Consider the following 20,627-nt stretch of genomic DNA (forward strand, 5'->3'; position numbering starts at 1 on the left):
TTACAACTTTAAGCTTTAAATCGTTCGCAAACTATGGTCAGAACCATGATAGCCATCGCAGCAGGATATTTCTCGATTGCTGCGCTTAACAGCTTCATCCACATTATTACCTCTATCTATTTTAGAGGAGATATCACGCTCACGGGTATCAGTCATTTACCATCTACCCAATGGATCATCGGAGTAACATTTTTACAATTTGCATTTGGCCTTTTTGGTGGATTACTGGCCACTACCGTTGCAAAAAATGCCTCAAAAGTTATCTTGGGTTTTATTTTAGTGATGGTAGCCGTATCACTTATTAACTACTCCGTAATGGCAGAAAATGAACCGCTCTGGTATCTGATCACAGCACCTGTCTTAACCATCAGCGGCATATATATAGGATACCTCCTCCAAACGCAAGAATCAAAAACTACATCCAATGAATAACAGTAAACTATTTCTGATTATAGTACTTACAGTAATTTTTATGGGGTGTAACTCATCCCCTGAGACTACTATGCAATTTTCAAATCCGGCAGCACAAAACAGCATTTATCCCTATCTGCACAGTACCGGTGAACAATTGTATATGAGCTGGATAACGAACAATAGTGATCAAACCCATTCCCTCAATTATGCTTCATATTCCAATGACGAATGGAGTGCTCAAGAAACTATTGCTACCGATTCAACATGGTTTGTAAATTGGGCCGACTTCCCTTCCATAATTGCCGATGACGGTGGTCCCATTGCAGCCCATTGGTTGAATAAAAAACCCGGCGGACCATATGCTTATGATGTCAACATTTCAACTGCCGATGAGTCCGGTAATTGGGGTAAGGAGATAATACCTCACAACGACGACACACCTACAGAACACGGGTTTGCATCAATGGTTCCCTGGGATGATAATTCATTCTTGGTCGTTTGGTTGGACGGACGACAAACGGACGGTCGATCAGATGAGGACTACTACAACCTGGATTATGCCATGACACTACGCGGGGCGCTTATCGATCGTGATGGCAACATACAGCAACGATTTCTCATTGACGATTCGGTCTGTGACTGCTGTCCAACATCACTTGTAAAAACATCCGACGGTGCTGTAGTAGCCTATCGGAATAGAACGGATAATGAAATACGTGATATTTATACCAGTCGATTTAACGGTGAGGAATGGACTAATCCCCAAGCTGTTTATGACGATGGTTGGGAAATTGGCGCCTGTCCCGTAAACGGCCCCATGCTGGCAGCACAAGATTCATTAGTGACCATTGCATGGCATACGGGAGCAAATGATAGCCCCACTGCTAAATATGCCTATTCGGGAGATAGCGGTATGACGTTCAGCAAACCCGTCACACTTAATGATACTACTTCATTGGGACGCGTGGGCGCTGAGATGTCCAAAGGTGTTTCTTACCTGTCTTGGTTAGAAAAAGGGAAAGACACAGCACTACTAAAGGTAGCTTCTTTTGACGGAGACAAACAGCTTAACCAATCAAAAACTGTTGCGGAACTTAATGAATCTCGAAGAACCGGATTTCCACAAATGGAGCGAATGGGTAATGACTTAATTTTTGCATGGACACAATCTGATAGTATGGGGACCAAAATAGTCACAAAAAAATGGTCCCTAAATCCTTAGGACATATTATCAATATTTTCCGGTTCTTGATTCCGCCACTCAGACAGCTGATCCAAAATATCCTGCCTGACCTGAGTAGTAAGCTCCCGAATGTCAGACTTCTGCATACCTTCTGTTGATATGGGATCAAGCACCTTTAATTTGATATGCTTGGCTACACCAAACTTCCAGCTGCGTTTAGGTAAAGTATTTTGAGTCCCATCGATAACCATTGGCAAAATGGGTATCTTTTCTCTGATAGCAAGATCAAAAGCACCGGCTTTAAAGCGACTTAATTTGCCATTGCGCGATCGGGTTCCCTCTGGAAAAAATATTACAGAACAGTCGTGATTCAGATAATGCCGGGCTTGTAGTAAAGTCTGTTCTCTGCGATCCGGGGCTTTTCGATCTACCGAAATATCACCTGCAAGTTTCATCATCCACCCTATAACGGGAGTATCAAACAATTCTTTTTTGGCCACCCATTTCATTTCCCAGGGTAAGTTTGAAATCAAGGGTATATCGGCCTGTGACAAGTGGTTACAGACCATAACATATGGCCTGCGATCATCAATATGTTCATATCCCGTGATGACTATCTGCCAGTTCGGATTTATTTTGGAGATGTACTTCCCGAGTTTGCGAAATAGTTTTCCCGTTCTATACCGGGCCGGATCACGATCAAATAGTCGACTTACCGCCAGTAAGGGCAGCCATATCAATATAAGGATCACAATCCCTATCCAAATTGCAAGTGATTTAACAGTTGATAGCATAGAAGTTGTTTCTATCTATAATTACAGAACGTTGTACCAATATCTTATTCGTTAACGGGCTGGCTTTTGAGGGCAACATTTTGGGGTATCTGCCATGTAAGTAATGGATTATCAGTTTTCAACTGGTAGTGTCCAGAACTTCCGTCGAGCATATAGATTTCTATCCGGTCGGCATTTGGAAGTAACGGCACTGTTGCATAAAAATCGATCTCCGCATTACTATTATCTGTAGCGGGATATTCTATTCTCTCAAAATTAATCTTTTGTAATACATTACCCTCATCAAAAATATGCGCTTGATAACGCCCTTGTTGCCGGGACTTTACGAAAGCCTGGTCTCGCACCTGATAATCGACCACATGTAGCTGCCCATTCCTATCACTTAAAGCTAATGACAGTGTTTGGCTGGCAGATTGTTTGTCCTGAGAACATCCCAAAATAAGAAGCAGAATCGAAAGAACATATAATGACCATTTCATATTCCACTATAACTTTGGAATCAAACTTTTTATAACGCCCCAGATACCTTTCGCCGGTTTTAGAGATTTCCTGTTACGGGAAACAGCTTTCTCTATAATTTCAGGCTGAAAAATATCCTCCTCTTGTTCAGCTTCCCTAATATGTTTTGGGATACTTATATTTTTGCCTGATCGAGCTGAATCGTTTTTCTTGGGAGAACTTTTTTTATTTTTCGGTTTTTCATTCTCTGATTTTTTCTTCCTTTTGGAGTTTCCTTTTGAACTACTCGGACGAGGTTTACGCTCTTTTTTGGGTGTTGGCTTCTTCTTGGATTCTTTCTTTTTGGGTTCCTTAGTCTCTTTCTCATGTTTTTTGGCCTGCGTGTCCTTTTTCTTCTTTTCAGACTCTTTGGCAAATTTGCTTTCTGCTCTTGAGACAGGCTTCTTTTTTTTCTCTTTCTTTTCCTGTTGCTTCGGTTCTTGTTGAGATTCTTTTTTGGGAGTACGTTCCTTTTTTTCTCTCGTCTTTTCATCCGATGATTTTTCATCAGGAATATCCTTGACTGTCAGTTGGTCACCAACCACATTCTTAATAGCATGGTAATACTTTTTGTCTTTATTGCTGACAAATGTAATGGCCGTACCCTCTTTGTCATACCGCCCGGTTCGACCAATTCGGTGGATATAATCTTCGGGGTTATTGGGTACATCAAAGTTGACGATAAGCGATACATCATCGATATCAATTCCACGCGACAACACATCAGTAGCAACCATCACGGGATGTGTCTTATTTTTAAATAAGCGTAGGGCTTCATTTCGCTCCTTTTGATCACGATCTCCGTGCATACTCACCGCATTTACACCTCGCTTCTTAAGCATTCGTTCCACCTCATCAGTACCACGTTTGGTAGCACAAAATACGATAGCCGTTTTATACTTGTCGGCATCAAAAAGCTGTTCAAAGAGAGAAAGCTTTTCCTTGGGGTGCACAAAATAGATCTGCTGGTCAACGCTATCGGCCGGTTTCGATACTTCAAATTCAACCTCGACAGGATCTACCATTACCTGATCAACAACTTTCTGAACTTCCTCTACCATTGTCGCTGAAAACAGCATCGTTTGGCGCTCTTTGGGAAGCTGCTCAACAATTTTCATCACATCGGGCAAAAATCCCATATCGAGCATGCGGTCGGCTTCATCCAAAACAAGGTACTCCAGACCGCTGAAATCAAGGTTGAGCACATTCATCTGGTCAATCAAACGACCGGGCGTAGCTACAATAATATCGACACCTGCGCGAATGGCTTTCACCTGGGTTCCGTAATCACTGCCGCCGGTAACTGTGGCAGAAGTAATTCCGGTATGATATCCCAAAGCAAAAATTTGTTCTTCAATCTGCTGAGCAAGCTCACGTGTGGGCGATAAGATAAGGGCTTGCGTATCGTCGGACTTATTCTGTGTAATTTCCTGGAGCAACGGGATAACAAACGCTCCTGTTTTTCCCGTGCCTGTTTGTGCGGCCCCAATAACATCTTTTCCGTCTAATATTAATGGGATACATTCTTCCTGTATGGGCGTAGGTTCGCTGTATCGCAAATCCCTTAACCCCATCATGAGCTCATCGCTCAAATTAAACTTCTCGAAACTCAATATGCTTTCTTTTAATTTCTGATTGTGATGATATAGTATTCCTTCCAATAGGAAGCCCTAAGATACGATTTTCTAAGCAATTCACTTAACAGAGTCTGCAATTTTTTAAAAGCTAAAATTTAGATAACTTCAAACTCTATTCAGAAATTTATAACAAAAATTAACTTTACGAACATTTATGAAGTATACAACTTATTTAATCTGTTTTCTTTTAGCCGGGGCCCTTGCCTTTTCCGGCTGCAATTCCGGCTCATCGGGAGATGTCTCTCTTGAAACCGAAGCTGACAGTCTCAGCTACAGTTTAGGATTCCAAAACGGGCAATTCATGGCGGAAAGTGGCATGAATGAAGATATTGATCCGGAGCTGGTAAAAGCCGGATTAGAGCAAGCCTTAAATAAACAGGAAAGTGAATTGTCTGATATGGAAATGAAACAGGCTATTCAAAAGTTTCAGATTAAAGCACGGCAAAAAGCCCAGCAAAAGAAAATAGAGGAGAGCAAGGGAAACAAAAAAGAAGGAGAAGAATTCCTGGCCGAAAATAAAGATAAAGAAGGTGTACAGGTAACAGAAAGCGGCCTGCAATATAAAGTTCTTGAGGAAGGATCAGGACCATCACCGAGTGAAGGAGACCAAGTACGCGTTGATTACGAAGGTACACTCATTGACGGAACAGTGTTTGACAGCTCCTACGAACTTGGCGAACCAGCTACATTTCCTTTAAATCGTGTTATACCGGGATGGACAGAGGGACTACAGCTGATGAAGGAAGGAGCTAAATATAAATTCTTTATTCCCGGAGATTTAGCGTATGGACAAAATCCTCCTCCCGGAAGTTCTATAGGTACGGATGAAACACTTATTTTTGAAGTCGAACTTCTTGAAGTAAATCCCGAAGATACGTCGGGAGAATAAACTACTTTTTTTGATTTAAAGCCTGACAGTACCTAAAACTGTCAGGCTTTTCTATTTAAATCTACTCCAGCCCTGAACCAATAAGCTCAAACAGCTCTTTTTTATCAATATTAAAGCGCTTGTTATAATCATTCACACTGCGCGAAATAACTTCTTTTGCTTCTTTTCTATTATAGATATGGGTTATCTCTACTTCTCTTTTCTCATCACTAAACGGACGCTGTTTGTATGTTAAAAAATAATGAGAGAGTCGTTCTACAATATGATTGGGAACGTCTTGAATATCTTTCATTCCTCCAAAAGAAGCATCTCCTTTCATTACGGCAATAATCTTATCATCGGCCTCTTCCCCATCAATCATGCGAAATCCCCCCACAGGAATTGCATCGAGAATAATATTACCATGGGGAATATTGCGCTCGGTTATAACACAGATATCCAGCGGATCCTGGTCTCCTTCAATATCCTTTCTACCCGTTTTTTGCATGCAATATTTTCCCACAAGTTCATCACACAATGTCTGGGGGACAAATCCATACGGCATAGGGCAAATATTTGAAAAACGCTGCGGACGGTCCACTTTTAGATAACCGCTGTCTTTATCCAGCTCATATTTCATCGTATCTCCCGGAACAATCTCGATAAAAACTTTCACTACATCGGGCGTATTTTCTCCTATATCAATACCGTGCCAGGGATGTGGCTTTGAAAATAATTTTGATAGTTTTAAGAAACGGCGAATATTTGAACGCTTCATGACCTTTACTTTAAATTGATTTGAACACCTAAAGATATGAAAAATTAATAGCTAAGAAGAGCAAAAAATAAACAGGACCGGGATCAACCGGCCCTGTTTTGTACGTTGGCTTTTCGGGGTACAAATCAATGGTTACAATAGATAAGTAACCAGGGATCAGTATGTTCAATAGTTACTACTCAAAACAATTAGCTTTGTTCCGATTTTTTTTGAATTGATTATTGAGATGTGATAACGACCCGATCATCCTTTTATTAGAGCACAAATCGAGCTCTTTTATGACCAAAGGTAGTCTCTCAAACCCGACGATCGGCGAATTTTTCGTTGGATACCTTTTTTAAGTATTAACTTTTTACCCGCGACAGTAATTTTTGTTCGGGCTCTCGTAATAGCGGTATACAGAAGCTCCCTGTTCACTACTTTTGAAACTGTTCGTGGTAATACGAGCATCACTTCATCAAACTCCGATCCCTGACTTTTATGGACGGTCAGTGCATAGGCTGTATTGTGATCGGGCAACCGACTTGGGGATATTCCACGAACCTCTCCCTCACTTTCAAAATATATTTTCAAGTCTCCGGTTTGATCAGATAAACACACTCCGGTATCACCATTAAACAACTCCAGCGCATAATCATTAGTGTTTACAATAACCTTTTTCCCGGGATACCACTGTGCATATTTAGGGATTAGTGACTGCGCTTGCAGTATTTGCTCTATAAGTTTGTTTAGATGGATAATTCCCCACGGCCCTCTGCGATGAGCAGCTAAAACACCAAGCCGATTTAACTTTTTAACCGCCTCGAGGGGACTTTCCGATTCCAAAAGGTGTTGGAAATACGCTGGAATTTTCTGCTCTAAAACTGACTCCAGTTCTGAGCTATCAACTATGCTTTCAAATGTGACATCATCAGTATCAGCTGACTCAAGTAGTGATAAAGCATGACTGGCATTCCCGCTGTTAACTGCTTTACTCAATCGAGCGATACCGCTGTCAGAAGCAAATCGATAACTCTTGGTAAGTAACGTAATATTATCCGTTAACGAGTTGGACTCATTAATAACAAATTCATCCGGAATATTAAGCGATAAGGTATTTAACCAATCGGTATAATGCCCAGAATACTGATTTCCATCTACATCACAAATATCCCCAAGGACCGATCCTGCCTCCACCGAAGCCAGCTGATTTTTATCTCCCAACAATATAAGACGTGTCTCATCGAACAACGCTTCTACGAGTTTACTCATCAACGCCTGATCAACCATCGATGCTTCATCCACAACCACCAGGTCGTATGGAACAGGATTTTCAGCATGATGCTTAAACTGTGAACTGTACCGGCGGGCACCCAGCAGCTGATGAAGGGTTTGAGCCTTTTCAGGAATAGATGCTCGAATTTCTTCAGAAATATCAAGTCCCTCTTTTGCGCTTGCAATCGAGTCTTGAAGGCGAGCCGCGGCCTTACCTGTTGGAGCCGATAATGCAATATTTAGTTTTTCTTCTCTATCCTGATATTGTTCCAAGATTAAAGCCAGCACGCGGACCACGGTGGAGGTTTTACCCGTTCCGGGTCCACCCGAGATAATGGAGAGATTATTGCGAATTGAGGTTGCAGCGGCTACTTGCTGCCAGTCCGGGTTTTGTGATGAATCAGTAAAAAGACGAGTTAACCCATCGCGCAATAGTGATACATCGATGTTGTCTTCCTGCTGACGGCTTCGTTTCACCAATTCCTCACCCAGGGTGCGTTCGTAGTTCCAGAGCTTGTGCATATACAGGCGATCCGAATTATCCAGAATAAGAGGCTTATAATCTCCCGGTTTACCTACTGCAGGACATTCCTCCAATGCCAATCGCCATTGGTCAAGGGCCGGAGCCTTTAACGATATTTCTACCCGTTCATCTTCGAAAGTAGGTTGTCCGGCATACTCATCCAGCGACAAACACACGTGTCCCTGTCGGTAAAGGTGACTGACTAAACAGGCTGCCCGTAAAACTTTTGGGGAAATATCCGAATGGCGTTCTTTCAGAAAACGGCACAGTTCAAGATCAATGGGGCGGATTATTTCCTTTTGGCAAAGTTTATCTAACTTCTGCATTGTGTTATCCATCGCTCCCTCCCCTGATATAATCATCCAATGTCGTAATCACATCTTTGTCGGGCTTATCAAAGAAAACACCTTCACTGCCCTCCTCATTTATACCCCTTAAAAACAGATAAAATACTCCACCAAAATGTTTGTCATAGGAATAATCAGACTGCAAACGTGTTTTCAGAAATCGGTGTAGTGCTACCGTATAAATATGATACTGCAGATCGTAGGAAGCTTCCTTCATTTCATGGTGCAATTCGTCCTGACGATAATCACTTGGCGAATCTCCAAGATAATTCGTCTTGTAATCCAAGAGGTAATATTTTTCTTCAAACTTAAATATCAGGTCGATAAATCCTTTTAGAAAACCCGATGCTGCCCTGCCTTTATTTTCCCAATCCGGGCTGGTTCCATTTCGGATAATGGACAGCAATTTCCGGGTCTGAATCTCATCATTTTGATAGTAGAACTCCATTTCCGGAATTTGCTTATCTTTTACAGCAGATAAGCAAAGCCCTTCGATATCACTCTTGAGCGGCTTTTTAAGCACAAGAGCCAGCATATCAGAAACGGTATCTTTCCAACCTAAATCGATACCGTTTAGCTGTAACTGATTAATGATGACCTCATCCTTGTCCTTCGATTTAGAATAATAATTCTCAAAAATGTTGTGGATACAGGTCCCCGGCTGTGGACCTTTAGGAAAGGCAAACATTGTTTCTTTTTCGGGTTGGTCCTCCTGAACCTCGTAATCTCCATAATCAGTAAACTGATCATAATCCGGTACATCAGGATCATCTTCCCCCATCCAGCTGCTCAGCGACGAAAAGCTCGACACATTGTAGCTCCCTGCAAGCGGTAACCCCCGATTAAAACTTCTAACTTTAAATTCGGTTTGATCATTATCCAACCCGTTGAACTGTAACTGGTTGTGCTCCTCTGCTTTCGTTGAATGTTCAAGGGTAAATAAGTCATCATATTCCCTACAGAGTTTTTCAAGTGATTGATGCATCTCATCAGCAGACCAATCTACCGAGTCTCCATAATCTACTTTTGCTTGTAAAATAGCTTCTGCCTGCTCGGGATCCTGTAACAAATAGCCCAGGGATGAAAACTCAGTATCATTGGCAAAAGCCCACGTCAAATACAGGCAGTGTTCGGCCCGCGTCATTGCCACATAGGCTAATCGAAGGCTTTCAGCCAACTCTTCCCGTTGATGATAAAATCGTTTTTCGGGTCGATCGGGCCCCTCCTTTCCGTTTAAGTCCAGGTATGCCGTTTCAGGATGATCGGGATGATGATAAGTGAACGGAGTACCACTGTTTTGGATCCGCGGTCCATCCCAAAGAAACGGACAAAATACAATAGGATATTGCAGGCCTTTGCTTTTATGCATGGTCACAACCTTTACTAACGCCTCATCACTTTCCAGGCGCATCTGTTCTTCATCCTGCTTATTTTGACTCGTATCCTGACGTTTGCGAGCCAGCCAGTTCAGCAAACTACGCGGACCTTCATTTTGCTTCCTGGACTCTTCCTCAAGCAATTCTCCCAAATGAAGTAAGTTGGTCAGCCGACGTTCACCGTCATTATATTTAATCACATGCTCCTGAATCTCCAATGTCTTCAACAGCGAGCGATACATTGCCGAAAATCCATGCTCGATCCACATCTTATGCCAATCAGAAAAATGTTGAAGCATTTCGGGCCAGGAATCATCATCCTCTTCAACGGCAAATAGCTGTGCGGCCGAATAATCCGTCAGCGGGAGCGATAAAGCTGTTTTAATAAGCGTTTCATTACCCGGCTCGGCAACAGCCTTCAAAAGTTGTTCAAGTTGGGCAGCCTCATCACTTTCAAACACACTCTGGTCGCTGTGGCGCACGCTCTTAATCCCAAGCTCTTGTAACGCATCACTTATCAAATTGGCTTGCTTATGCTTGCGTACAAGCACAGCAATATTCTTTGCTTCAACAGGATTATCTCCAATTTGAACCTCTCCTTTCTTTCCGCCTTTTAACAGGCGAAATATTTCTTTTGCCGTATCCTCAGCTGCTTTTTTTCGAGCATCAGATTTATTTTGGGTATCCTGTCCCGGCTTTGAAAGTCTTCGGAATCGGATGGGTGGCCGCTCCTCTCCATGTTCTGTTAAGGACTCATATTTATCCTCATCTCTGCCCCACGTCACCTCTTTATATTCGATATCATCTTCTACTACAAAGGGCTTATCGTGTTGTCCCCAGAATGCATTTAACGCCTTAAGGAATTTAGGAATAGATCGAAAATTGCGATCCAGGTAATAGCGGTTTTGCTTAGGTGCATCATCCCGCGCTTTGATATACGAATATACATCAGCCCCGCGGAAACCGTAAATCGACTGTTTTGGATCCCCAATCATAAACAATACGCCATCCGAATCCTTATAAATCGTCCGGAAAATATCATATTGATTGGGATCTGTGTCCTGAAATTCATCTACGAGTGCAATGGGGTATTTCTGCCGAAGCTTTGAAGCCAATCGTGCGCCCCGCTCATCATTCATTAGGGCATTGCGCAGCCGAAGTAATAAATCGTCATACGAGAGCACCTGCAACTCTTCCTTCTTTTGATCCAATTCCTCCCGCAGAAATTTTAACAGCTGTTTTTTGAAATAAACATCATAATTCCTCATTGACTGAGAAGCATCCCAATAATCATCAGCTAACTTAAAAAATTTGTGCTGAGGCGGCTCCACCCCCTTTTTAACAGCCTTCTTTTTCAAACTTGTATCAATATAGCTTTGAATAAACCGCTCGAACTTATCAAAAACATTAACCGTAGCGGTATCCGAATAGAAAATCTCATCCATTTTGCCGAACCAGCCTGAAAGCCAACTCGATCGATAGTTGCTCATTTCATCTCTGCTCAATAAGGACAGCAGTTGAGATCGCTCACTATTCCAGATCGATTTCATTTCCTCATGCAGCTGCTGTAGCTTTACCAACCGGTCTTCTAATCCCTCGATATGCGTATTCTCAGGAAGAACTTTCAGATATGGTTTGCCAATATAGTCTTTGAGCTCACCGGCCAGCGAATCCGGATTTACGCCCTTTTCATTCAGCAGCTTTAATAGGGGCTGTTTTTGAGGATTCTCGGAGACTTCCGCCACCCAGCTCCGCCAGTAGTCGTCAACAGCCTCTTGTACCAGATCCTTGTCATCGCCAATCATCTCAGCATCGTACAGAGCGCGACTTTCAAACGCCTGCTCCTGTAGCGCCTGGTAGCAAAATCCGTGAATTGTATAAACCGAGGCCTCATCGAACATACGAACAGCATTTTCAAGTTTTGTCACTGCCTTTTCGGGATGATTGACCTCTGTCAACAGATTCCCCAGAAAATCATCGGATTCATCGTCCACTCGACCGGATTTTAAAACATCTATCGACTCACGAATTCGACGCAACAGCCGATCTTTAAGCTCTTTGGTAGCTGCTTCGGTATAGGTAACAACCAAAATTTTACCCACCGAAATATCCTGCTCAATAAGGGCTCGAATGTATAATGAGGTGATATTATACGTTTTACCTGTCCCGGCGCTGGCTTCCACCAAGTTAATACCCGACAAATCGATATCAAACGGTTTTAACAGCTTCATATCTTCCATCTTAGGCTCCCTCCTGATTTAAAAACTCAAAATACGGCGCCCATACTCTTTCAGCAATTTCTATAAACTCCTCATCAAAAGGATCCTTTCTGTCCGTCGCCAATTTATTGTAGGCATCGTCTCCTTCACCGGGAAAAGAGTTTCCTCTGAAACTGGTAGTCTCCCACTTTTTTTGTGCACTGCTAAACCCGTCTTCAATATCTTTGCCTTTTTTATAAACTTCTTCCCCGAACTTAAAAGATGACTTGCAAAACAACTTGAGCGGTTTTAATAATCCCTGCCGATAAAGATCCATAAGATCGTTGATAATAGTCTCAGCATCATCAATAGCGGGTAACTGTACTTTCTCGAAAGAGCCATCATCCCAACTAAAATACGTGCTTTTCCCGGGATGCCCGCCGGGTTTAGCTAACTGAAAGAGCAAATGACGAATCCAAAACGCCGTTAAATATTTCGGCTTGGCTTTTCCGAAGCGATAATCCATCTGTGCCCCTTGATAGATGTTCTCCAGTTTTCCTAAAATTCTAAATCCATTAATTTCAAGATCAACTTCGACATCATCCAGCGGCTGATCATCCATACGCAGTTGTATCTCTTCTCCAAACATCTCTACCTCTTTTACTTGCTGATGATACTCCTGCTCCCCGGTCCAATCTTCAGGTAACATATCGCGCGCTTGCATCACCTTACGATATTCCTCAAGCGATTGCTCTTTTAAAAAGCAGTCGAGCAACTCCTGTTTTATCTGATAACCGGTTAGGTTATCCAGCTCAAAAGGCTCCCGGTTATCGGTCAGTATCTCTTCATCTTGCAGATAAATGCCAAGGCGATTACGCAACAAATATTTGGAAGGGTGCTGGAAAAAAGAAATTAAATCTGTCACTGAAAGTTGCTTCCACTCCTCATCGGGTTCAGGAAGATGATTTTTAAAAAAGTCAGTATCAGCTTTATCGGCCGATTGTAACCGTTCGCTTATTTCTTTACGGGTTTCTGAATAACTGAAGTAATCATCGCCGGTAAAATATTGTTGACTAAATGGCTGTAAACGATGCTTAGTAATCAGATCATCGGGATTTATATCATAGCCTTCTTCGAGGTAATCGATAAATTCCCTGAGCACCACCGATGGAGGAAAATCGGTATCCTGGCGGTTACTCTGTCCCACATAACTGAAATAAAGATGAGATCGAGCCGAAAGCAGGGTTTCCAGAAACAGGTAACGATCTTGTTGTGATTCTACCGGATCTCCAACCTCAGGATCCAGATGCATCAGATCAAATTCGATAGGTATTTTCGATCGCGGAAAAGCCCCTTCATTCATCCCAATCATTCCAATTACCTCGAATGGGATACTTCGCATAGGCATCAGTGAACTAAATGTCACCCCCCGGCCAATACGTCCACCGCCTGTGGATTGTGACTTGAGTTGTTCGGCAAGCCATCGTCGTATAATTGAAAAAGAGATCGGTCTTTCAAACTCCACCAATTTCGACTGCTCGGCCAATGCTGATATTCCCTCCCTAATCTTGTTGATCTCCCAAAAATAATCACGATTATCCGGAAGAAAACCCTTTATGACCTCAAGTAAGACTTCACGCCACTCTTCCGGTTTCCGGGAGGTATCCATACGATTGGAAATATCGAACAACCGGTTGAGAAAAAATGATATTTTCCCGGCCAAATTTGCGTCATCGGAAGTCTCAACTTCGTTATACGCATAAATATTGTTGTAGAGCCGGTCATCTGATGAACGCATGGCATACCCCAGAAGAATACGCCGCAACCCCGCTCGCCACGTAAAGTGATCGCTCTCGGGCAAATCCAAGTCCTTTTTGTCCTTTCCATCAATACCCCAGCGGATTTTGTTATCTCCCACCCACCGTTCGATACGGTTTAACTCATCTTCAGTAAATCCAAACCTTTCCCGAATGGGATTGCTATCCAGCAAATCAAGCACATCGGTGACTTTAAATCGACTTTCACTGAGCTCCAGAATGTTCAAAAAGGTATCGGTAGCCGGTTGTTCTCCCCCTATCGCACGATCTGCAATAGCGTATGGAATCTTTGGCTGCCCTTCATCCGGAGTGGCAAAAACAGCTTCAATGAATGGAGCATAAGTCTCGATATCAGGAGTCATAACTAAAATTTCATCAGGACTAAGCTCCGGATTTTCATCGAGCAGGGCCAACAGCTGATCGTAAAGCACCTCTACTTCGCGCATGGGACTGTGACAGTTGTGTACCTGTATGGATTGATCAGCAGGCGGAACTTCTAACTTGTGCCCCGACAGGGAATCATCATTTCTAAAATCAAATTGAACAGCCGTAAATAAAGACTGTTTCGATGGCTTTGATCCACCAACAAGTTTAACATCTACATTCGTGTTGTCCGAAAACAGGGACATAAAATTCGCCCCTTCCTGCCCCATTGACTGTAGCAATGGATTGTTGAACTGCTCACTTTCGTTAATACCGGGATCAACAGAGAGATGATAAAAATGGACCTCTGTCAGTTTTGAAAGCTTAGTCATCGTTTTGATAAAAGCCCGAGAAACAGACGACACCCCAAATACCGAAATGCGATCGGGCAATTCATCTACAGGTAATTTATCTTCCTTTTTATCTTCTATATTTTGCCAAACGTGATTTTGTAACTTGGCTCGATGCAGATGGGACCCCTCGTAAGTTTCTTGCCAATGACTTATTAACCTTCTCCAAAGTTCAGCCTGCCATTTTTCGGCCTCCGTATTTTGTGTATTTAATTCTTCATCTGTTTCCCAGTCCAGTATCATTTGCGGGCGATAAATGAGGTACTGATCAAAGACATCGGCAATTTTGGAAGCCAGCTTCCAACTTCTCATCGCACGTTGTTCAGGATCTTTTTCATCGATATAATGGCGTAAATTCTCAAATTGATCCAAGAACTGTTCATCTTCAAAAAGCTCCATCAGCGTCCACGTCATGGGGCCACGATCAGACGGCAGGATTTGGGGAATATCCTCATCCATAAGACGAATGAGACTCCAGATACGCTCAGAAGGAAATTCAAACTCCAAATTCGCGGCAATTCCATTTCCGTTTGGATGTTCCGCCATCCGCAAGGAAAGCCACTGCCCAATACCATGATTCTGAACCACAAAAATTTCCTTATCCAGCGGATTTGAGAGCGGATTTTCATCCAGCTCCCGAAAAAGCCGGTCTGCCAGTTCTTCCAGTTCAGTACCGTAATAAAATTTGAGCATTATGCCTTGCTTGATCGGGTCACAGCATTAATTTTAAGAGGTTTCAAAAACAGAAAAAACCGAACAAAAGTAAATACAGTTCTCACAAAATTGTCGATGAAATAACTCCGAGAGATTGCAACTATAAAGTAGGTCTATTTTTGTACAGTCTCTAAATAATCCCGAATACGCTGCGCGTTAACTCCAATATCACCACGACCAATACGCGAAACGGAGCGGACATCAATTCTACTTCGATCAGCTGTCTCGGCCGTATCAATGCGAATTACCACATCATCAATAAAACCGAACCAAGGCAACTTGTCATAGGCCTCAATAATTCCTCTTTCTTTGTCCTTTGTGACGATCTCTTCCCACGGCATCTCTTCTGCAGCTGCAAGCGCGCGGTCAAAAGCCTCACCGTACCCCTGTTCCAAATACAGTGTTTCAATATCTGGATAGGCCTCCCGCTGTAAATCAGCTTTCTCCTGATCCCCATAGGTGGTATCATTGGGAGCATCAGCCCTCAACGGCACGACATTGCGGAATTCCGGCGGATTCTCAATATCGGTGCTAATATCATGAATAGGTGGATACTTCTGCGCCTCAGTAAACCAATAGCCCAGTGTTCCCATCACCGCTATACTTAACACCACTCCGACAAATGTAATACCCACTCCTTTCACCTCGGGGTTATTGTGACGCGTAAACCCAAAAAAAAGCGCCAGTGAAAATCCGATCAAGGCCAATACCCCGCTGCCCGGCAACAGCCAGGTAAATGCAGTACCAAGGCCCCACCAATTCCACTGATATCCGTAGCCCGAAAGAATTAATACCAACGCTCCTACAATTCCGAAACCCAAACTCGTCCATGCCCAGGTTGACGTTTTTTGTTCATCCATAATCTTGACAATATTTTCTGATTAGTTTTTGTACCTTTTAAAATTTATTTAATCGTATCCGTATTTTTAAACTGTATCAACACAAAGGCAGCCAGCACCAAAAGCATTCCCACAACCTGAAAAGCTGTTAATACATCATTAAATACAAAAACCCCCAACAAAGTAGCAACTAAAGGTTCTACCGTTGCTGCTATGGAGGCCCGACCACTTTCCACCATCGAAAGCCCCATCGTATACAGATAATACGCTAAGGCGGTTGGAAAAAATCCAAGTCCCAATATATTCAACCATACATGAGCAGATTGCAGATCACTCGTTGAAATCGTTATGCCGCTGAAAGGCAACATTACAACCGAAGCAAAAATAAAAGTGTATGTTATAACCGTAAGCGGATGATATTTTTTGAGGGCATGCTTTCCAAAAATGCTGTAGAGCGCATAGCCAAATCCGGACCCCAGTCCCACCAACATACCATACCACGAAATGTGCTCCACACCAATAGGAAAAACTTTAACCACAAGCACACATCCCAAAAGTGTTAGAATAAGTGCTCCTATTTTTCTGGAGGTCATCGGCTCTTTAAAGAAAATGCGGGACAATATCACCACAAAAGCAGGTCCGGTGTACAACAGTATGACTGCCACCGAAAGCGAAACTTCCTCTATAGCCGTAAAATAGGCCCAGTTGAAAAATACAACGCTAAAAATGCCAGTCCCGATAAAACTCATCGAATCTTGTAAATCAATTTTCAGCAACTCGGTATTTTTGATTGCAACAAACAAAACCAGCATCACCGAAGCACTTACAACGCGAAGTGTCACAATTTGGAACGCCGTAAAACCTGCCCGGGAAAGTTGTTCAATAAAAAAACCGATGATCCCCCATAAAGCGGCACCGAGAAAAACATAGATGTAAGGTAGACTATATCTTGAATCAGACAATAGAATCGAACAATTTTATTTCTTTATAACGTTGCACAGAGAATACACAGAGTTTTACGAAGAAACCAGATATCATTGACGCTACAATGAAAAACCCGATTTATGTATTAATAAGAAACTCATAAATCTTCCAAAAATTTGTGCAGCAAGTTGCAATTTTTGATTAACTACTGCATGTTAGGCTTTCAAAATATGAGTTGAACAGCGTAGACATTTCCCAAAATAATTAATGATTGACCCACAAAAACAAATCACTGAATCCGAAGCCCTCACTCTCTATAAAAACCTGCTTCTTCCCCGTCGTATAGAAGAACGCATGCTCAAACTCCTGAGACAAAACAAAATCAGTAAATGGTTCTCCGGTATGGGACAAGAAGCCATTTCGGTCGGAGTCACCTCCGCCCTTTCGGGGAAGGATTACCTGCTTCCTATGCACCGAAACCTGGGACTCTTTACTACCCGTGGAGTCGATCTGTACACACTGTTTTGTCAACTTTTGGGCAAGGCCAACGGTTTTACCGGCGGACGTGATCGCTCCTTCCACTTCGGGGTGCCCGAAAAGAGAATTGTAGGCATGATCTCTCACCTTGCTGCCACCATGCCCGTTGCTGATGGATTAGCTTTGGCTTCTAAACTGCGCAAGAAAAATTTTGTTGCCGCAAGTTTTTGCGGGGATGGCGGGACCAGCGAGGGCGAATTTCACGAGGCGCTGAACTTAGCTGCCGTCTGGAAACTTCCGGTCATTTTTGTGATTGAAAACAACGGCTACGGTCTCTCTACTCCCACCAGTGAGCAGTTTGTTCCACAAGATCTTGTGGATCGCGCCCGGGGCTATGGCATGCGAGGCATTAAAATTGACGGTAATGATGTTTTTGCGGTAATGGATGCGGTATCTGAGGCCAAAGAACATGCCCTGAGCGACGGTCCCACTTTTATAGAAGCCAAAACCTTCCGCATGCGGGGTCATGAAGAGGCTTCCGGTACCTTTTACGTTCCCGATGAAAAGTTCGAAAAATGGGGAGAGAAAGATCCTATCGAACGCTTTGCCCGGTGGCTTAAATCCGAAGATATTGTTTCAGGAGATGATCAATTAGCTTCTATACAGGATGAAGTTGATAATCAATTTATGCCTGACTTGGAAAAGGCCCTCAAAGCTGATGATCCTGAATTTAATCTACAGGAACAAACCAATCGTGTTTTTACCCCAGTCGATTACTCCCATACACCATCGTCTAATAGTTCAGATTCCGAAAAACGCTTTGTCGATGCTATTCAGTTTTCACTGCGGCAGGCATTTGAAGAGGATGAGGAATTCATCATCATGGGACAGGATATTGCCGAATACGGCGGGGTATTCAAAATTACGGAGGGGTTTGTTGATCAATTTGGCAAAGATCGTATTCGCAACACGCCTATCATTGAAGCCGGTGCTTTAGGATGTGCCTTGGGCTTGGCTCTTGAGGGTTTTAAACCGGTGGTAGAAATGCAGTTTGCTGATTTTATTTCTTGCGGATTCAATCAAATCATTAACAATATTGCCAAGGGACAGTATCGCTGGATGCCCCCCCTTAATATTACCATTCGTGCCCCGCATGGAGCAGGCGTTGGTGCCGGTCCTTTCCACTCAGAATCCCCTGAGGGCTGGTTTATGCAACATCCGGGTCTCAAAATTGTGGTTCCTTCATCCGTTGAAGACGCGCAAAACTTACTGTACAGTGCGCTGTATGATCCCAACCCCGTACTATTTTTCGAGCATAAAAAACTCTATCGCAGTATCCGTTCCGTAACTCCTGATCATTGTAGCCTCGAAGAACTCGGAAAAGCGAATGTAGTCCGTAACGGAACCGATGCCACCATTATCACCTACGGTATGGGCGTCCACTGGGCACAGGAGATTGCTGATGAATACTCCTCCCAAGGGACAAATATTGAAATTGTTGATCTACGCTGCCTGGCTCCACTTGATTTAGAGACTGCCAAACAATCAGTCGCCAAAACCAATAAAGTACTGCTTCTCCAAGAACCCTCAACTACGCTGGGACCTATGAGTGAGCTTTCATCTCTTATCACCGAGGAATGCTTCGAAAAGTTAGATGCCCCGGTGATGCGCTGCTCCTCGCTGGATATTCCCGTACCTTTTAGTCCTAAGTTGGAAAAGCATTACCTTGCAGATGACCGTCTAAAGGAAACCTTGGAAAAGTTATTAGCATATTAACTTTCTTATTGATGATATCATCTATTTTGAAAGGCTTCTTATCGCCTGGCTATGGGCTTATAAGTACAAAGGGATTGCTATTATAAGGCCGATGTCATTGCCCTTACTATCCCAGTGAGTCTGTCCTTATAATGCCGGAAGGAACGTATCTATAAGCCCACGAGCAGAGAGTAAAAACGGATTCTTCTGATAGAGACACACCATAAACTGCGGCGAAATGTTAAAAGTCCACCAAATAATGGTCAAAACTATGAAAAACCCCGGTGGACTATAACATCACTTAACGGCTTTCAAAAACATCAAGATAGGGCAGATATAATTTCTATATCACGGCATTCTTCAAACATTGCATCAAATTCATCAATACGCTGTGACCAATCGAGGTGCTTGTTGATGTTTTGCAGGGACGCTTTAGGCAGCGGTTTGGATTCTTCTGTCAATAGATCCTTGAGATAATGAAAAAGATCGTCTTCGGTATCATACAAAACGGGAGCATGCAGCAAGGGTTTGTGCAGGTTTTCGGGGATCAATTCCGGGTAGTGAAGTCGATTAGGCACTAACGGGTGACATCCACAATAAATAGCTTCCATGATCGCTACGCAGAAAAACTCGTAGGTTGCCGTAGAAACCACAATATCACCACTGTGAAGTAATCGGCTGTAGTTTTCACGGTCTTCAACATATCCGAAGTGCGTAATGTGTCGACCGTATCGCTCCCAGGCTTTTTCGAACTCTTCCGGCTTCTCGTGCTGGGTATCGCCCGCTAAAATTAAATCAAAAGTAAGGTCGATGTCATCAAGACGATTCAACACGCGAAAAAACATGGCGGGGTTGCGATCAAACTGCCAGCGTTGATTCCAGACAATCACCGGATTATCATTTTCCTTACGCTGATCGGGCTGAGCATCAAAGCGCTTTAAATCAAGTCCGGGATACAGTACCACACTCTTGCCGGCAATTTTATCCACCGGATAGTAGTATTTGTCATCGGGATAACCTTCCAAAAATTCCGGCAGTGCCTTCAAAAAGTCATCCCTATGGAATTCGGAGGAGAAAATAAGTCGATCCGCCGAAAGCATGCTTAAATAGTTGAGGTAGCAGTAGGTTTGATCCCGCTCCTCTCCCTCCGGCATTGGCTGAGTAAACTGATTCTCATGCATATACATTACTTTAGGCACCTCTGAAAAGCGGGGATTTGTCAAAGACAGAAAAGCCGGCAGGTTCGTCATACTGCTGACCAATAGCAGGTCGATCCCTTCTTCAACCTCCTGAGTCATTCCCGCCAGCACCACCGAATTGCCGTGCATACGCCACTTTCGCCCCTTGTAACTAAGGTTAATCGGGATGATATTATGCCGGGAGTATTCTTCCAATCCCTTTAAAAATGCTTTATGCGAACCGCTAAAAAACGGTTCAACGGCCAGAATGTTCATTGGT

Annotated in this window: 14 protein-coding genes; 4 read left to right on the forward strand and 10 right to left on the reverse strand. The window is 43.1% G+C overall.

The genetic code is table 11. From position 1 onward, the window contains the following. Window positions 1-33: 33 nt before the first annotated feature. Together CK503_RS09400 and CK503_RS09405 are read left to right on the forward strand one after the other, a co-directional pair. On the forward strand, window positions 34-432 hold the full coding sequence (locus tag CK503_RS09400) for a hypothetical protein (RefSeq protein ID WP_141239913.1): 399 nt from the start codon (window positions 34-36) through the stop codon (window positions 430-432). After that, the gene (locus tag CK503_RS09405; protein WP_095606557.1) at window positions 425-1,636 is read left to right on the forward strand and encodes a sialidase family protein; all 1,212 of its coding nucleotides are present in this window, start codon (window positions 425-427) and stop codon (window positions 1,634-1,636) included. The genes CK503_RS09400 and CK503_RS09405 overlap by 8 nt, the downstream gene beginning before the upstream one ends. Here the strand turns inward: CK503_RS09405 and CK503_RS09410 are convergent. From CK503_RS09410 to CK503_RS09420, 3 genes are read right to left on the reverse strand one after another with little or no spacing between them, the layout of a single operon-like run. Continuing rightward, window positions 1,633-2,391: a lysophospholipid acyltransferase family protein gene (locus CK503_RS09410; RefSeq protein ID WP_095606558.1), complete on the reverse strand. Its 759-nt coding sequence runs from the start codon at window positions 2,389-2,391 to the stop codon at window positions 1,633-1,635. The two genes, CK503_RS09405 and CK503_RS09410, sit on opposite strands and share 4 nt — an antisense overlap. A gap of 44 nt (window positions 2,392-2,435) precedes the next feature. Then, window positions 2,436-2,870, reverse strand: coding sequence for a hypothetical protein (locus tag CK503_RS09415; protein ID WP_095606559.1), 435 nt, complete (start codon window positions 2,868-2,870; stop codon window positions 2,436-2,438). 6 nt (window positions 2,871-2,876) lie between these two features. Next, the gene (locus tag CK503_RS09420) at window positions 2,877-4,502 is read right to left on the reverse strand and encodes a DEAD/DEAH box helicase (protein WP_255233375.1); all 1,626 of its coding nucleotides are present in this window, start codon (window positions 4,500-4,502) and stop codon (window positions 2,877-2,879) included. Between the two features lie 178 nt (window positions 4,503-4,680). Here CK503_RS09420 and CK503_RS09425 point away from each other — a divergent pair, with 178 nt between their 5' ends. After that, entirely contained in the window at window positions 4,681-5,415 is a 735-nt protein-coding gene (locus tag CK503_RS09425) for an FKBP-type peptidyl-prolyl cis-trans isomerase (protein WP_095606560.1), read from the forward strand. A 61-nt stretch (window positions 5,416-5,476) separates the two neighbouring features. On the opposite strand, the gene CK503_RS09430 is transcribed toward CK503_RS09425, so the two are convergent. The 6 genes from CK503_RS09430 to CK503_RS09455 all read right to left on the reverse strand — a co-directional run bounded on the left by CK503_RS09430 (window position 5,477) and on the right by CK503_RS09455 (window position 16,975). Next, the gene (locus CK503_RS09430; RefSeq protein WP_095606561.1) at window positions 5,477-6,172 is read right to left on the reverse strand and encodes an inorganic pyrophosphatase; all 696 of its coding nucleotides are present in this window, start codon (window positions 6,170-6,172) and stop codon (window positions 5,477-5,479) included. Between the two features lie 276 nt (window positions 6,173-6,448). Then, a complete protein-coding gene (gene recD, locus CK503_RS09435) occupies window positions 6,449-8,287 on the reverse strand; it encodes an exodeoxyribonuclease V subunit alpha (RefSeq protein WP_217988391.1) in 1,839 nt (612 codons plus the stop codon). Then, window positions 8,280-11,903 carry an exodeoxyribonuclease V subunit beta gene (recB, locus tag CK503_RS09440; RefSeq protein WP_176466275.1) on the reverse strand — a complete coding sequence of 1,208 codons (3,624 nt, stop codon included), beginning with the start codon at window positions 11,901-11,903 and terminating at the stop codon, window positions 8,280-8,282. Before recB ends, recD begins: the two co-directional genes overlap by 8 nt. A gap of 10 nt (window positions 11,904-11,913) precedes the next feature. After that, window positions 11,914-15,153 carry an exodeoxyribonuclease V subunit gamma gene (recC, locus tag CK503_RS09445; RefSeq protein ID WP_095606564.1) on the reverse strand — a complete coding sequence of 1,080 codons (3,240 nt, stop codon included), beginning with the start codon at window positions 15,151-15,153 and terminating at the stop codon, window positions 11,914-11,916. A gap of 134 nt (window positions 15,154-15,287) precedes the next feature. Continuing rightward, complete coding sequence (locus CK503_RS09450) at window positions 15,288-16,034, reverse strand: DUF1499 domain-containing protein (RefSeq protein WP_095606565.1); 747 nt, start codon at window positions 16,032-16,034, stop codon at window positions 15,288-15,290. Window positions 16,035-16,078: 44 nt separating this feature from the next. Beyond that, entirely contained in the window at window positions 16,079-16,975 is an 897-nt protein-coding gene (locus tag CK503_RS09455) for a DMT family transporter (protein WP_095606566.1), read from the reverse strand. Window positions 16,976-17,204: 229 nt separating this feature from the next. Here CK503_RS09455 and CK503_RS09460 point away from each other — a divergent pair, with 229 nt between their 5' ends. Next, window positions 17,205-19,190: an alpha-ketoacid dehydrogenase subunit alpha/beta gene (locus tag CK503_RS09460; RefSeq protein ID WP_095606567.1), complete on the forward strand. Its 1,986-nt coding sequence runs from the start codon at window positions 17,205-17,207 to the stop codon at window positions 19,188-19,190. A 299-nt stretch (window positions 19,191-19,489) separates the two neighbouring features. Here the strand turns inward: CK503_RS09460 and CK503_RS09465 are convergent, their stop codons facing one another. After that, complete coding sequence (locus tag CK503_RS09465) at window positions 19,490-20,623, reverse strand: tRNA-queuosine alpha-mannosyltransferase domain-containing protein (protein WP_095606568.1); 1,134 nt, start codon at window positions 20,621-20,623, stop codon at window positions 19,490-19,492. Between the last annotated feature and the right edge of the window lie 4 nt (window positions 20,624-20,627).

Source organism: Fodinibius salipaludis (genome assembly GCF_002287075.1).
GTDB classification, from domain to species: Bacteria; Bacteroidota; Rhodothermia; order Balneolales; family Balneolaceae; genus Fodinibius; species Fodinibius salipaludis.